This is a genomic window from Sphingopyxis sp. LC363 (assembly GCF_000756385.1).
Classification (GTDB): Bacteria; Pseudomonadota; Alphaproteobacteria; order Sphingomonadales; family Sphingomonadaceae; genus Sphingopyxis.
On the sequence record NZ_JNFC01000072.1, the window covers coordinates 17,149 to 30,853 of the forward strand.

General features: G+C 65.9%; 16 protein-coding genes. 11 read left to right on the plus strand and 5 right to left on the minus strand.

The genetic code is table 11. The annotated features are described in order from the left end of the window. Window positions 1-95: 95 nt before the first annotated feature. Complete coding sequence (locus tag FG95_RS18580; RefSeq protein WP_037557793.1) at window positions 96-626, plus strand: FKBP-type peptidyl-prolyl cis-trans isomerase; 531 nt, start codon at window positions 96-98, stop codon at window positions 624-626. Between the two features lie 50 nt (window positions 627-676). Here the strand turns inward: FG95_RS18580 and FG95_RS18585 are convergent, their stop codons facing one another. From FG95_RS18585 to pyrE, 5 genes are all read right to left on the minus strand, one after another. Beyond that, a complete protein-coding gene (locus tag FG95_RS18585; RefSeq protein ID WP_037557794.1) occupies window positions 677-1,795 on the minus strand; it encodes an AI-2E family transporter in 1,119 nt (372 codons plus the stop codon). A gap of 17 nt (window positions 1,796-1,812) precedes the next feature. Next, on the minus strand, window positions 1,813-2,658 hold the full coding sequence (gene lepB, locus FG95_RS18590; RefSeq protein WP_037557796.1) for a signal peptidase I: 846 nt from the start codon (window positions 2,656-2,658) through the stop codon (window positions 1,813-1,815). Window positions 2,659-2,665: 7 nt separating this feature from the next. After that, window positions 2,666-3,067: a holo-ACP synthase gene (gene acpS, locus FG95_RS18595; protein WP_037557798.1), complete on the minus strand. Its 402-nt coding sequence runs from the start codon at window positions 3,065-3,067 to the stop codon at window positions 2,666-2,668. 139 nt (window positions 3,068-3,206) lie between these two features. Continuing rightward, window positions 3,207-3,950: a pyridoxine 5'-phosphate synthase gene (locus FG95_RS18600; protein WP_037557799.1), complete on the minus strand. Its 744-nt coding sequence runs from the start codon at window positions 3,948-3,950 to the stop codon at window positions 3,207-3,209. Further along, on the minus strand, window positions 3,947-4,534 hold the full coding sequence (gene pyrE, locus FG95_RS18605; protein WP_037557801.1) for an orotate phosphoribosyltransferase: 588 nt from the start codon (window positions 4,532-4,534) through the stop codon (window positions 3,947-3,949). The genes FG95_RS18600 and pyrE overlap by 4 nt, the downstream gene beginning before the upstream one ends. A gap of 231 nt (window positions 4,535-4,765) precedes the next feature. On the opposite strand from pyrE, the gene coxB reads away from it, so the two are divergent. The 10 genes from coxB to FG95_RS18650 all read left to right on the plus strand — a co-directional run bounded on the left by coxB (window position 4,766) and on the right by FG95_RS18650 (window position 13,555). Next, window positions 4,766-5,872 (plus strand): cytochrome c oxidase subunit II, encoded by a 1,107-nt coding sequence (coxB, locus tag FG95_RS18610; protein WP_037557802.1) that lies wholly within the window; start codon window positions 4,766-4,768, stop codon window positions 5,870-5,872. A 15-nt stretch (window positions 5,873-5,887) separates the two neighbouring features. Beyond that, complete coding sequence (ctaD, locus tag FG95_RS18615) at window positions 5,888-7,555, plus strand: cytochrome c oxidase subunit I (RefSeq protein ID WP_037557804.1); 1,668 nt, start codon at window positions 5,888-5,890, stop codon at window positions 7,553-7,555. A 57-nt stretch (window positions 7,556-7,612) separates the two neighbouring features. Further along, the gene (locus FG95_RS18620) at window positions 7,613-8,539 is read left to right on the plus strand and encodes a heme o synthase (protein ID WP_200880225.1); all 927 of its coding nucleotides are present in this window, start codon (window positions 7,613-7,615) and stop codon (window positions 8,537-8,539) included. Further along, a complete protein-coding gene (locus tag FG95_RS20970; protein WP_168707817.1) occupies window positions 8,536-8,685 on the plus strand; it encodes a hypothetical protein in 150 nt (49 codons plus the stop codon). Before FG95_RS18620 ends, FG95_RS20970 begins: the two co-directional genes overlap by 4 nt. 8 nt (window positions 8,686-8,693) lie before the next feature. Next, entirely contained in the window at window positions 8,694-9,242 is a 549-nt protein-coding gene (locus FG95_RS18625) for a cytochrome c oxidase assembly protein (RefSeq protein WP_037557957.1), read from the plus strand. Between the two features lie 80 nt (window positions 9,243-9,322). Next, a complete protein-coding gene (locus tag FG95_RS18630; RefSeq protein WP_037557806.1) occupies window positions 9,323-10,198 on the plus strand; it encodes a cytochrome c oxidase subunit 3 in 876 nt (291 codons plus the stop codon). Between the two features lie 19 nt (window positions 10,199-10,217). After that, entirely contained in the window at window positions 10,218-10,595 is a 378-nt protein-coding gene (locus FG95_RS18635; protein ID WP_037557959.1) for a DUF983 domain-containing protein, read from the plus strand. Continuing rightward, window positions 10,588-11,247, plus strand: a complete 660-nt coding sequence (locus FG95_RS18640; protein WP_052182514.1) for an SURF1 family protein — start codon at window positions 10,588-10,590, stop codon at window positions 11,245-11,247. Before FG95_RS18635 ends, FG95_RS18640 begins: the two co-directional genes overlap by 8 nt. A 27-nt stretch (window positions 11,248-11,274) precedes the next feature. Continuing rightward, window positions 11,275-12,672, plus strand: coding sequence for a threonine synthase (gene thrC, locus FG95_RS18645; RefSeq protein ID WP_037557809.1), 1,398 nt, complete (start codon window positions 11,275-11,277; stop codon window positions 12,670-12,672). 4 nt (window positions 12,673-12,676) lie between these two features. Continuing rightward, window positions 12,677-13,555 (plus strand): class I SAM-dependent methyltransferase, encoded by an 879-nt coding sequence (locus tag FG95_RS18650; protein ID WP_037557962.1) that lies wholly within the window; start codon window positions 12,677-12,679, stop codon window positions 13,553-13,555. The last annotated feature ends 150 nt before the right edge of the window (window positions 13,556-13,705 follow it).

Here is a 13,705-nt window from a genome sequence, read left to right on the forward strand (position 1 = left end):
GATGCTCAATTGCCTCTGGACCGGTCCGCGCCGCACCGCCTATAGGCCTCGCCAGCATTTTCGCCCCGGCCGGGGCAGCGGAAGGATTAGCCAAGATGAGCGTAACGACGGTTCCATTGCGTCCGGTGAGCAAGGGCGGGCTGTGGCTGATGTGGTTCGGCCTCGCCGCGCTGCTGGTCGCGGGCGCTGCTTTTGCCTGGCATATGACCCCGCGCATCGGGTTCGAGGTTGTCAAGGCCGGCACCGGGCCGAGCCCGACGAAGGCCGATGTCGTGCTGGTCAAATATGAAGGCAAGCTCGACGACGGCACGGTTTTCGACGCCAACGAACAGGCGCCGATGCAGGTCGCGCAGGTCGTCCCGGGCTTTTCCGAGGCGCTGACGCGGATGCAGAAGGGCGGCGAATACAAGATCACGATTCCGCCGCAGCTCGGCTATGGCGACCGCGCGGTCGGGCCGATCCCCGCGAACAGCACGCTGCACTTCGCCGTCACGCTGCTCGACTTCCGCTCGGAGGCCGAGGTTCGCGCGATGCAGCAGCAGATGCAGCAGATGCAGCAGCAACAGATGATGCAGGGCGCCCCCGGTGGTCCGGCGGGCCCGCCGCCGGGTGCGCCGCAGCCCTGATCCTTATTCCGTCATCCCGGCCTTCGCCGGGATGACGATTGTGGGGTTTGCTAGCTGGTCGTCTTCCAGTCTGCCGCACCGGCGTTGCGCTCGGCCTCGCGTTCGAGCGCGACCTTGATCATCGCGACGATCGGATCGGCGAGGAACAGGCCCATCAGTCCGAGCAGCGTGCCGAAGAGAATCTGCGCGCCGAGCACGAGCGCGGGGGCGAGGTCGACGGTCTTTTTGGCGACCATCGGGACGATCAGATAGCCGTCGACCGTCTGGACGACGAGATAGATCAGGATCGCATAGAGTCCCGTGTCGGTCCCCGCCGAAAAGCCGACGAGGACGAGCAACACGCCCGACACGATCGCGCCGATATTGGGAATGAAGGCGAGGAGGCCGGTGAGCAGCCCCATCAACGCCGCCATCGGGATGCCGACCGCCATGCAGGCGAGCCAGGTGCCGATGCCTTCGACGAGCATACCGAGCAGGCGGCCCGCCATCAGGCGGCGGAGCGTGAAGCCCATGCGCGCGGTGGTGATATAGAAATTCTCGCGGGCCTTCATCGGCAGCATCCACGCGACGCCGCGCTCGTAGAGACGCGGTTCGATCGCGATGAAGATGCCGAGAACGACGATCATCACGAGGCTGGTGAGGCCCCCGAGAACGGTGCCGACCGCCGCGGTGACGCGGCCGACGGTGCCGGCGATATTTTCGGTGATCGTCTTGGTATCGAGTTGGAAGCTGCCCATGCCATGGTCGCTCGCCCAGGCCGCGATGCGTTCGATCTGCGCCATGACGACGGTTTGCAGCGTTGCGGCCTGATCGGCGATCTGCGACCCAGCAAACAGGATCGTCCAGCCGAGGAAGGCGAGGAGCGAAAGGCACACGATGAGTAGCCGCCAGCCGCGCGCGATCGGCAGCACGCGGCCGAGCAGCCGGGCGCCGCCGTCGAGCATCGATGCCATGACGATGCCGGCGAAAATCAGCAGGATCGGCTGGATGAGCACGATGCACACGCCGATGAGCAACGCGAGGCCGAGCCAGACACCCGCCTTCAAAAGTTCGGCGCGGACGAGCTGGCTGCGGATTTCGGTGGGGCCGGGGGCTTCGCGGTGCGCCTCGGCCTTGGCGGCGGCAGAGGCGGCGGTGCGTGTGGCCGCCGGTTTTCGTGTCGCCGCCATGGTTGCTCCCTGTTGTCCTATTCGCCTTGACGTTCCGGGCGCAGATCGGTTCCCGCGCGGCCCGATCGGAGCGCGCCAAACCAGCTCAAGGGATTATACCATTCGGCGGTTCCGTCGGTCGAAAAGCTGATGATCTCCGCGCGCCCGGCGATCGCGTCGAAGGGTACGGGACCGCCGAGCCCCTTCTGGCTGGTGTCGACGCGGCTGTCGGCGCTACCGTCGCGGTTGTCGCCCATCAGGAACAGATGGTCCGCAGGCACGGTGACGGGACCATAATCGTCGGTCGCATAGCCGGGCCCCATGTCGATCGTGTCGAAAGTGGCGCCGCCGGGCAGGGTTTCGCGGACGATCGGGAGTTCGAGCACGGGCTTGCCGCCCGCGTCGCGGTTCACGAACCGGAACAGGCTGCTGTCGGGGCCGGGCAGGTTGGAATCGACCGGGATCGTGAGCATCGGCTGAACCTCGCGCTTCACCGGCTTGCCGTTGATGCTGAGTTCGCCGTTGCGGAGCTCGATCGTATCGCCGGGCAGGCCGATCACGCGCTTGATATAGTCGATGCGCGTCACCGGATGTTCAAGCACGACGATGTCGCCGCGCTGCGGCAGCTTGCCGAAGATCCGTCCCTCGACCTTGGGCGCGAGGTGGAAGCTGACCGACGAATAGGACCAGCCATAGGGATATTTGCTGACGATCAGCCGGTCGCCGTTGCGCAGCACCGGCATCATCGAATCGGACGGGATATAGAAGGGCTTGGCGACGCAGCTGTGGATGCCGAGCACGAGCAGCAATATCACCACGATATCGCGGATCAGCTTGCCCCAGCCGTCGTCCTTCGCCCTGTTTTTCGAACCACGCTTCGCCATGAAAATGTCAGTCCTTGATTGCTTCGATGATGACGAAGGCCTGCGCCCACGGATGGTCGTCGGTCAGCGTCAGATGGATGTGCGCGCGATATCCCGACGGGACCATCTGCGCGAGGCGGTCGGCGGCACCACCCGTCAGCGCGAGCGTCGGCGCGCCCGAGGGGGCGTTGACGACGCCGATGTCCTTCATGAACACGCCGCGCTTGAAGCCGGTGCCGACGGCCTTGGAAAAGGCCTCCTTCGCGGCGAAGCGCTTGGCGTAGGTTCCGGCGCGCGTGAAGGGACGGCGCGCCGCCTTCGCGCGCTCGATATCCGTGAAGACGCGATTTTCGAAGCGGGTGCCGAAACGGTCGAGCGAATTCTGGATGCGCTCGATATTGCAGAGGTCGGAGCCGAGGCCGATGATCATGACGGCCCCGACAGGCCGTCGCCCCCGCGAAGGCGGGGGCCGCTGTCGGCCTTGGACCATGCTGTCGTGACAAGCCGACAACGGCCCCCGCCTTTGCGGGGGCGACGGTTATTTCTCACACTCACACTCACACTCACACTCACCCTCGCGCCTCGTCCATCAGCGCGCGCATCCGGCGCACCGCATCTTCGAGCCCGGTGAAGATCGCCTCGCCGATCAGATAATGGCCGATGTTGAGTTCGGCGAGTTGCGGGATCGCGGCGACGGGGACGACATTGTCATAGGTGAGGCCGTGGCCCGCGTGCGGTTCGATGCCGTTCTTCCACGCGAGCGCGGCGGCGTCGGCGAGACGGCGGAGTTCGGCGGCGCGTTCCTCGCCCTCGACATGCGCGTAGCGGCCGGTGTGGAATTCGACGACGGGCGCGCGGAGGCGCATCGCGGCCTCGATCTGGCGCGGGTCGGGTTCGATGAACAGGCTGACGCGGATGCCCGCGTCGTTGAGGCGCGCGACGATGGGGGCGAGGTGATTGTGCTGGCCCGCGGCGTCGAGCCCGCCCTCGGTCGTGCGCTCCTCGCGCTTTTCGGGGACGATGCACGCGGCGTGCGGCTTGTGGCGCAGCGCGATCTCGAGCATTTCGTCGGTCGCCGCCATTTCGAGATTGAGCGGCAGGTCGGTCGCGGCCTGGATGCGCGCGAGATCGTCGTCGCGGATATGGCGGCGATCCTCGCGCAGATGCGCGGTGATGCCGTCGCCGCCGACCGCGGCGACGATCTCTGCCGCGCGCACCGGATCGGGATGCTCGCCTCCGCGCGCGTTGCGGATCGTCGCGACATGGTCGATGTTGACGCCGAGCCGCAGGCGCGAGGAGGCGGGGCCGGTCAAGCCGCCTTGCTCCGGCTGCCGGGCTTCACCGCTTCGGTCGCGGCGAGCGCCTCGGGCAGTTCGTCCTCGGCATAGGTGGGGAAATTGATCGCGACGAGCGGATAGAAGGGCACGCCGAGTTCGACGCTGCCCGCCGAGCGGTCGACAAGCGCGGCTTCGGCGACCACTTCGCCGCCGGCGGCGCGTACCGCGTCCATCGCCTCGCGCGACGAGAGGCCGGTGGTGACGACGTCCTCGACCATCAGCACTTTCGCGCCGGGATCGATCGCGAAGCCGCGGCGCAGTTCGAAGGTTCCGGTCGGGCGCTCGACGAAGATCGCGGGCTTGCCGAGCGCGCGGCCCATTTCATGGCCGATGATGACGCCGCCCATCGCGGGCGACACGACGATGTCGATCGCCTGGCGAAGGTCGCGCGGCAGCTTCGCGGCGAGCGCGGCGGCGAGCCGCCCGGCGCGCTCGGTATCCATCAGCACGCGCGCGCATTGCAGATAATATTCGCTGTGGCGGCCGGAGGAAAGAAGGAAATGGCCTTGGAGCAAGGCGTCGGCGGCACGGAATTCGGCCAGGATTTCATCGTCGGTCATGAAGGATTATTCTTTTGTCCTGTGCGCCGCCCGTGGCGGGCGAGCGGGTTTAAGCGGCGAAGATTTGCCAGCCGCAAAATAGTGTTAGAGATGCTTGAGGCAAGCGGCAAGCGGGTCTATAGCGCCCGCGAGATTCAGCCTGTCCGATGGCTGCGCGGGCGCATGTCCGGCAGCGGGGAAGGGCAGGCTGGGGCATCATAAATACAACAGGCAACGGGCGGCACTATCCTTATGAAGAGCTTGAAAACCCTTGTAATTGCGGCGGCTTTGTCGCTCGGCGCGGTGAGCGCCGGTCATGCGCAAACGCCGGCAACACCGGCTGCGGCGCCGGCCGAAGCCCCCGCCGCAACGGCTCCGGCGAATCCGGCTCCGGCCGCCAGCGATGCGGCCGCCCCGGCGGCGACGACCGCCGCGGCTTCGGCGGGCGATGCCACCTATGTGCCGATGAAGCCGACCCCCGGCGTCGGCCAGCCGGTCGATGCGGGCATCGATTTCCAGCCGCAGGTCAGCCCGATCGGCGAACAGGCTTACTGGTTCAACCATGTCATCCTGCTGCCCGTCATCACGATAATCACGCTGATCGTTCTCGGGCTTCTGCTCTGGGCGATGTTCCGCTACCGCGCCAAGGCGAATCCGGTGCCGTCGAAGACGACGCACAACACCTTTATCGAGATCATCTGGACCGCGATTCCGGTGCTGATCCTCGCGGTGATCGCCGTTCCGTCGATCCGTCTGCTCGCGGCGCAATATGAACCGCCCAAGAAGGACGCGCTGACGATCAAGGTCACCGGCTATCAATGGTATTGGGGCTATGCCTATCCCGACCAGGGCATCGGCGAATATGTCTCCAAGATACTGCCCAAGGACAAGGCCGAGGCGGCGGGCGAGCCCTATCACCTCGCCGTCGACAACCGCATGGTCGTTCCCGTCGGCCGCCAGGTGAAGCTGATCATCACCGGCGCCGACGTCATCCACAGCTTCGCGGTTCCGGCCTTCTGGACCAAGATGGACGCGGTCCCGGGCCGCGCCAACGAAACGACCTTCACCGCGAACAAGGTCGGCGTCTATTACGGCCAGTGTTCGGAACTGTGCGGCGTCGATCACGGCTATATGCCGATCGCCGTCGAAGTGCTTCCGGTCGACAAGTGGGAAGCATGGGTCCGCTCGAAGGGCGGCAACCCCGCCGGTCCGGTCGCCGCTGCGCCCGCAGCCGCGCCGGCCGCCACCACGACGGCGCCCGCCGTCGCGCCGGCGGCCGCGCCCGCGACGCCGGCTCCCGCCACGACCGAAGCTGCGCCCGCAGCGGCTCCCGCCGCCGCGCCGGCCGCCAAGAATTAACAAGGGGTCCGACAGATGACCGATATCGCAGCGACTGCACCCGCGCACGGCCATGCCGATCACGCGCATGACGACCACGACACGCCGGGCTTTTTCGTCCGCTGGTTCATGTCGACGAACCACAAGGACATCGGCACCCTCTACCTGATCTTCGCGATCGTCGCCGGCATCGTCGGCGGCGTGATTTCGGGCATGATGCGCTGGGAGCTGGCGGAACCCGGCATCCAGCATCTGGTCGGCTGGGCGCAATTCTTCGACGCATCGGCGGGCGAAGTGCAGGCCAAGCATTTCTGGAACGTGATGATCACCGCGCACGGCCTGATCATGGTGTTCTTCATGGTCATGCCCGCGATGATCGGGGGCTTCGGCAACTGGTTCGTGCCGCTGATGATCGGCGCGCCCGACATGGCGTTCCCGCGCATGAACAACGTCTCCTTCTGGCTGACCGCGGTCGCGTTCGTCATGCTCGTCGGATCGATGTTCGTCCCCGGCGGCAGCGGGCTTGGCGCCGGTACCGGCTGGACGGTCTATGCGCCGCTGTCGACCAGCGGCTCGGCAGGGCCGGCGGTCGACATGGCGATCTTCTCGCTCCACCTCGCGGGCGCGGCGTCGATCCTCGGCGCGATCAATTTCATCACCACCATCTTCAACATGCGCGCGCCGGGCATGACGCTGCACAAGATGCCGCTGTTCGTATGGTCGGTGCTCGTCACCGCCTTCCTGCTGCTGCTCGCGCTGCCGGTGCTTGCCGCGGCGATCACCATGTTGCTGACCGACCGCAACTTCGGCACCACCTTCTATGATGCGGCCGGCGGCGGCGATCCCGTCCTCTACCAGCATCTCTTCTGGTTCTTCGGCCACCCCGAAGTCTACATCATGATCCTGCCGGGTTTCGGCATCGTCAGCCAGATCATCTCGACCTTCAGCCGCAAGCCGGTGTTCGGCTATCTCGGCATGGCCTATGCCATGGTCGCAATCGGCGTCGTCGGTTTCATCGTGTGGGCGCACCACATGTTCACCGTCGGCATGAGCGTGAACCTGAAGATGTATTTCACCGCGGCGACGATGGTCATCGCGGTCCCGACGGGTATCAAGATCTTCAGCTGGATCGCGACGATGTGGGGCGGTTCGATGAGCTTCAAGACCCCGATGGTCTGGTCGCTTGGCTTCATCTTCATGTTCACCGTGGGCGGCGTGACCGGCGTCGTGCTCGCCAACGGCGGCGTCGACACCAACCTGCACGACACCTATTATGTGGTCGCGCACTTCCACTATGTGCTGTCGCTGGGCGCGGTCTTCTCGCTCTTCGCCGGCTTCTATTACTGGTTCCCCAAGATGTCGGGCCGGATGTACAGCGAGTTCCTGGGCCAGCTGCACTTCTGGATCTTCTTCATCGGCGTGAACGTCCTGTTCTTCCCCCAGCACTTCCTGGGCCAGCAGGGCATGCCGCGCCGGTACCCCGACTATGCGGAAGCCTATGCCTTCTGGCACCTGATCTCGTCTTACGGCTATGTGATCATGGGCGTGGGCGTGCTGATCTTCTTCGCGAACATTCTCTACTCGCTGTTCGCGGGCAAGCGGGCCGCCGACAATCCGTGGGGCGAAGGCGCGACGACGCTCGAATGGACGCTGTCGAGCCCGCCGCCGTTCCACCAGTTCAACGAACTGCCCCGGATCGCGTAACGTTATCGCCTGATCGGTTATGCCTCCTGCCGACAATCGGCAGGGGGCGTTTCCCTGATGGCCGGAGTGACCATGGCGCAGAGCCTGACCCACGGCGAAACGGCGCTTCCCGCCGACTGGCGCGACCTGTTCGCGCTGACCAAGCCGCGCGTCATGTCGCTGGTGGTGTTCACCGCGCTGTGCGGGTTGCTCGCGGCGCCGGGCGAGGTCCATCCGGTGCTCGCTTTTTCGTCGATCCTCGCGATCGCGCTGGGGGCAGGGGCGTCGGGCGCGCTCAACCAATGGTATGAGGCGGGGCTCGACGCGAAGATGAAGCGCACCGCCGGGCGGCCGCTTCCCGCGGGACGGCTCGACCGCCAGACCGCGTTGCAGTTCGGCGTCGGGCTTGCGGCCTTTTCGCTGTTCCTGATGCTGTTCGCGTCGAACTGGCAGGCGACCTTGCTGCTGCTCGCCTCGATCCTCTTCTACGTCTTCGTCTATACGATGTGGCTGAAGCCGCGGACGCCGCAGAATATCGTCATCGGCGGGGCGGCGGGCGCCTTTCCGCCGCTGATCGGCTGGGTCGCCGCGACGGGGTCGATCGCGCCGCTGCCGGTGCTGCTGTTCCTGCTCATCTTCCTGTGGACCCCGCCGCATTTCTGGGCGCTCGCGCTGTTCGTCCGCTCGGACTATGCCGCCGCGGGCATTCCGATGATGCCCGTCGTCGCGGGCGAGAAATCGACACGGCGCCAGATTCTCTTCTATGCGATCATCATGGCGATCGGCGCGATCGCGCCGTGGCCGCTCGGTTACACCGGCGCGCTTTACGGCTGGACCGCGGTGATCCTGTCGGCCATCTTCGTGCTGCTGTCGATCCAGGTCGGCACGCGCCGCACGGGCGAGGGCGATACGATGCAACCCGAAAAGCGGCTGTTCGCTTATTCGATCGCCTATCTTTTCATCCTGTTCGGCGCGGTCGTCGCCGACCATTGGTGGCCGCTATGACCGACGAACCCAATCTCGAGCCCTTCGATGAAGCCGAATATCGGCGCCGCCAGCGCAGCCGCGCCAACATGATGGCGTGGATGCTCGGCGCGCTCGCGATCCTCTTTTTCTTCATCACCATCGCCAAGATGCAGATTTTCGCATGATCGCCCGCATGTCCCCCAACGCGAAGACCGCCAGCCTCGCCGCGCTGCTCGCGCTGGCGATGGTGGGCCTCGGCTTCGCGGCGGTGCCGCTCTACGATCTCTTTTGCCGCGTGACCGGTTTCGGCGGCACGACGCAGCGTTACGACCCCGTCGCCGCGGCCGAGGAACCGAAGATCCTGTCGGACACCATTTCCGTGCGCTTCGACGCCAACGTCTCGCCGAACCTGCCGTGGAAATTCTATCCCGAGCATCCGACCGATACGGTCAGCATCGGCGCGCGCGACATGGCGATCTTCATCGCCGAGAATAATTCGGCCCAGCCGGTGGTCGGGACCGCGAGCTTCAACGTCACGCCGACGCAGGCAGGCCAATATTTCACCAAGATCCAGTGCTTCTGCTTCACCCAGCAACGGCTGGAGCCGGGGCAACAGATGCGCATGCCGGTGCTGTTCTTCGTCGATCCGAAGATCAAGGACGACCCTGACGCGCGCGACGTGCAGGAAATCACCTTAAGCTATACCTTTCACCCTGTAGACGAGGGTAAAAAGGCGAGCTAAGGCCGCGAACAAGAGTCTAACAAGGGCCGGCAGATGATGGGGAATCGTCATGCTGGGGCAGCAAAAACGGGAATTGTGACATGGCCGGTGCCAAACATCATGACTATCACCTCGTAAATCCCAGCGTCTGGCCGCTCATCGGCTCGGTCGCGGCGCTGACGATGTTCTTCGGTCTGGTGATGGCGATGCACGCCGACCATTTCGGCGGCGTCGGGAAATGGGTTCTCGGCCTTGGCTTCATGGGCGTGATCGCGACCTTCTTCAGCTGGTGGTCGGACGTCATCAACGAAGCGCATGCCGGCGACCATACCCCGGTCGTCCAGTTGCACCTGCGTTACGGCATGATCCTGTTCATCGCGTCCGAAGTGATGTTCTTCGTCGGCTGGTTCTGGGCCTGGTTCGACTTTTCGCTCTTCCCGGTTCCGATCGAATATGCCGAAGGCGCGGTCACCTCGTTGTTCGGCCAGGACGGCGCCGACGCGATCACCATGTGGCCGCCGAAGGGCATCGAAGTCATCGACGCCTTCTCGCTGCCCTTGCTCAACACGCTGATCCTGCTCTGCTCGGGCACCACGATCACCTGGGCGCACCATTCGCTGATCCACGGCGACCGCGAAGGTCTGAAGAAAGGCCTGTGGCTGACGATCATTCTCGGCGCCGTCTTCTCGGCGATCCAGGCCTATGAATATGCCCATGCGCCCTTCGGTTTCGGGCAGAGCAACTATAGCTCGGCCTTCTATATGGCGACCGGCTTCCACGGCTTCCACGTCCTCGTCGGCACGATCTTCCTGATCGTCTGCCTCGTGCGCACCTATAAGGGCCATTTCACCCCGCAGCAGCATTTCGGCTTCGAAGCCGCGGCGTGGTACTGGCACTTCGTCGACGTCGTGTGGCTGTTCCTCTTCATCATCGTCTATGTCTGGGGTGGCTGGGGCGCGCCGGTCGCAGCGCACTAAATTGCCCGACGACAACCAAATGCAAAAGGGGCAGCCGCCGGTCTGGCGCGCTGCCCTTTTTGGCCTCTGCCCGCAGTGCGGCGCGCAGACATTGTTCGAGGGGCCGGTGAAATTCGCGCCGCACTGCCGCGTCTGTGCGCTCGATTTCGGCCGCTATAATGTCGGCGACGGGCCCGCGGCGTTCCTGACGCTGATCATCGGTGCGTTGCTGATCGCGATCGCGTTGACGCTCGATGCGCTGGTCCGGCCGCCCTTCTGGGTACATGTGCTCTTGTGGGTGCCGCTGACCGCCGCCGCGGTCGTTTACGGCCTGCGCGTCGGCAAAGCCGCTTTGCTGGCGAGCGAGCATCAGCGCCAGGCCGGCGAGGGGCGTAAGGTGGAGGACGAAAATGACTGATCCCGCCGGACCCGCGAACGATCCGGTGCCCGCGCGGCGCTGGCCGCTGATCCCGACGCTGCTCGTCCTCGCCGCGGTCGCGGTGATGATCGCGCTCGGCGTCTGGCAGCTGCAGCGCAAGAGCGAGAAGGAGGCGCTGATCGCGCTCTACCAGCGCAACATGGCGATGTCGTCGCTGGTGACCTACCCCGAACTGCCGCCGGTTCCCGATGCGATGCTCTATCGCAAGAGCAGCGTCGTGTGCCTCGAACCGGTGCGCTGGGACCCGCGCAGCGGCACCGACCGCGAGGGGAGGTCCGGCATCCGCATGATCGCCGACTGCCGCGCCGGCGCCGAAGGGCCCGGCGTGCTCGTCGACGTCGGCATCGGCGACGATTTCAAACCGCCGAAATGGGCGGGCGGCACGGTGCAGGGAACGATCGTCCCGGGCCCCGAGCAGCCGACGGTGATGGAGCGGGCGACGGGCAAGGCGGCGCCCGCGCGCGCGATGCTCGTCGCCGATGCGCCGGTGGCTGGCCTGCGCGCGAGCGGAGTGCCGTCGGCCGACGATACGCCGAACAACCATCTCGCCTATGCGGTGCAATGGTTCCTGTTCGCCGCCGCGGCGCTCGTCATCTATATATTGGCTGTCCGTCGCCGCTTGCGACCTTGATCGCCCCCCGCTAGGCGCATCTGCGTCATGGAATATATCAGCACCCGCGGCTCTGCGCCGACCCTCGACTTTCGTGCCGCGACGCTCGCGGGGCTTGCCGGCGACGGCGGGCTTTATGTTCCGGCGAACTGGCCGCGGATGTCGACCGACGAAATCCGCGCGCTCGCCGGGCTCGACTATGTCGAAACCGCGGTACGGGTGATGGCGCCGTTCGTCGAAGGCGCGCTGAGCGAGGACGAGCTGCGCGGGCTGTGCAAGGCCGCCTATGGCCGCTTCAGCCACGACGCGGTGACGCCGCTCGTCCAGCTCGACCATCGTCACTGGCTGCTCGAACTCTTTCACGGCCCGACGCTCGCGTTCAAGGACGTCGCGCTGCAACTGCTCGGCCAGCTGTTCGAAAAATTCCTCGCGGGCGGCGAGACCGATATCACGATCGTCGGCGCGACCTCGGGCGATACGGGGTCGGCGGCGATCGAGGCGGTCGCCGGGCGCGAGCATATCCGCATCTTCATGCTCCACCCCGAAGGCCGCGTCAGCGACGTCCAGCGCCGCCAGATGACGACGGTGCTAGCGCCGAACGTCCACAATATCGCGATCGACGGCAGCTTCGACGACGCGCAGGCCATGGTGAAGCGGCTGTTCGGCGACGAAGAGGCGCGGAGCCATGTGACGCTGTCGGCCGTGAACAGCATCAACTGGGCGCGGCTGATGGCGCAGATCGTCTATTATTTCTATGCCGCGGTTCGCCTCGGCGGGCCCGACCGCGCAGTTGCATTCTCTGTGCCGACGGGCAATTTCGGCGACGTGTTCGCGGGCTATGTCGCGGCGCAGATGGGGCTGCCGATCGCGCGGCTCGTCGTCGCGACCAACGTCAACGACATTCTCCACCGCGCGCTGACCAGCGGCGATTACAGCGCCGGGACGGTCACGCCGACCGCGACGCCGAGCATGGACATTCAGGTCAGCAGCAATTTCGAGCGGCTGCTCTTCGACCTCGCGGGGCGCGACGGCGCCGCGATCACCGCGATGATGGGCGAATTCGACACGGACCGCGCGATGACGATCCCCGCCGACATGCTGGCGGGCGCGCGCGACCTGTTCGCGAGCGCGAGCATCGACGGCGACACGATGGCGCTCGCGCTGCGCTGGGCGCAGGAGCGCGGCGGGCAGGTGATCGACCCGCACAGCGCGGTCGGCCTTGCCGCGGCGCGCACGCTCGACATCGATGCCGACATTCCGGTGGTCACGCTCGCGACGGCGCATCCCGCGAAATTCCGCGAGGCGGTCGAGCGCGCCACCGGCGTGCGCCCGCCGCTGCCCGCGCGGCTCGGCAATCTGTTCGAGCGCGAGGAACGTTATACGAAGCTTCCCGGCGACTATGACGCGGTGAAGGCGTTCATCCTCGCGGAAGCCGCGCGTGGCTGATCTGCTGCCCCTCGTCACGCTCGTCGGCGAGGCGTGGGCCGATTATGGGCTGGTCGACAGCGGGAACGGGCGCAAGCTCGAACGCTATGGCCGCTATCGCTTCATCCGCCCCGAGCCGCAAGCGATGTGGGCGCCCGCGCTGCCGCAAAGCGAATGGGACAAGGCCGACGGCGAATTCATCCCGGCGTCGGACGACGATGGCGGGGGGCGCTGGTATTACGACAAGCCGGTTCCGGCCGAAGGCTGGCCGCTCGCGTGGCGCGAGACGCGTTTCACCGCGTCGTGCACGCCCTTTCGCCATCTCGGCTTCTTTCCCGACATGGCGCCGGTGTGGGACTGGCTGCGCGAGCAAGTGGCGGACAAGGCCGAGCCCGCTTTCCTCAACCTCTTCGGTTATACCGGCGTCGGCAGCCAGGCGCTCGCCGCCGCGGGCGCGTCGGTGACGCACGTCGATGCGTCGAAGAAATCGGTCGGACAGGCGCGCGAAAATGCCGCGCTCGCCGGCATGGGCGACAAGCCGGTGCGCTGGATCGTCGACGATGCGGGGAAATTCACCGCGCGCGAAGTGCGGCGCGAGCGGCGTTACGACGCGATCCTGCTCGATCCGCCGAAGTTCGGACGCGGTCCCGGTGGTGAACGCTGGCAGATCGAGGAGGGGCTCGCGCCGCTGCTCGCCGATTGCCGCCGCTTGCTCGACGCGGACAGCCGGGCGCTGTTCCTGACCGTCTATGCCGTGCGCATGTCGGCGCTCGCGATCGGCGAACTGCTCGCGCAGCTTTTCGCCGACCTGCCCGGCAAGATCGAGTGCGGCGAACTCGCGGTGCGCGAGGCAGCGCGGGGGTTGTTGCTGCCGACCGCGATTTTTGCGCGCTGGAGCCGCTGACGCTTTTCCGCGCCCGGCGTTTGCTGCATACGTTTGCCGCACAAAAAACCGCAGCATTGTGACCCAAATGCCGCGCTCGACTCGTTGACAATGAGAACGTTCCCATTTAGATAACGTTCACATAACGGGAATGCCGCCACCAAAAGAGAG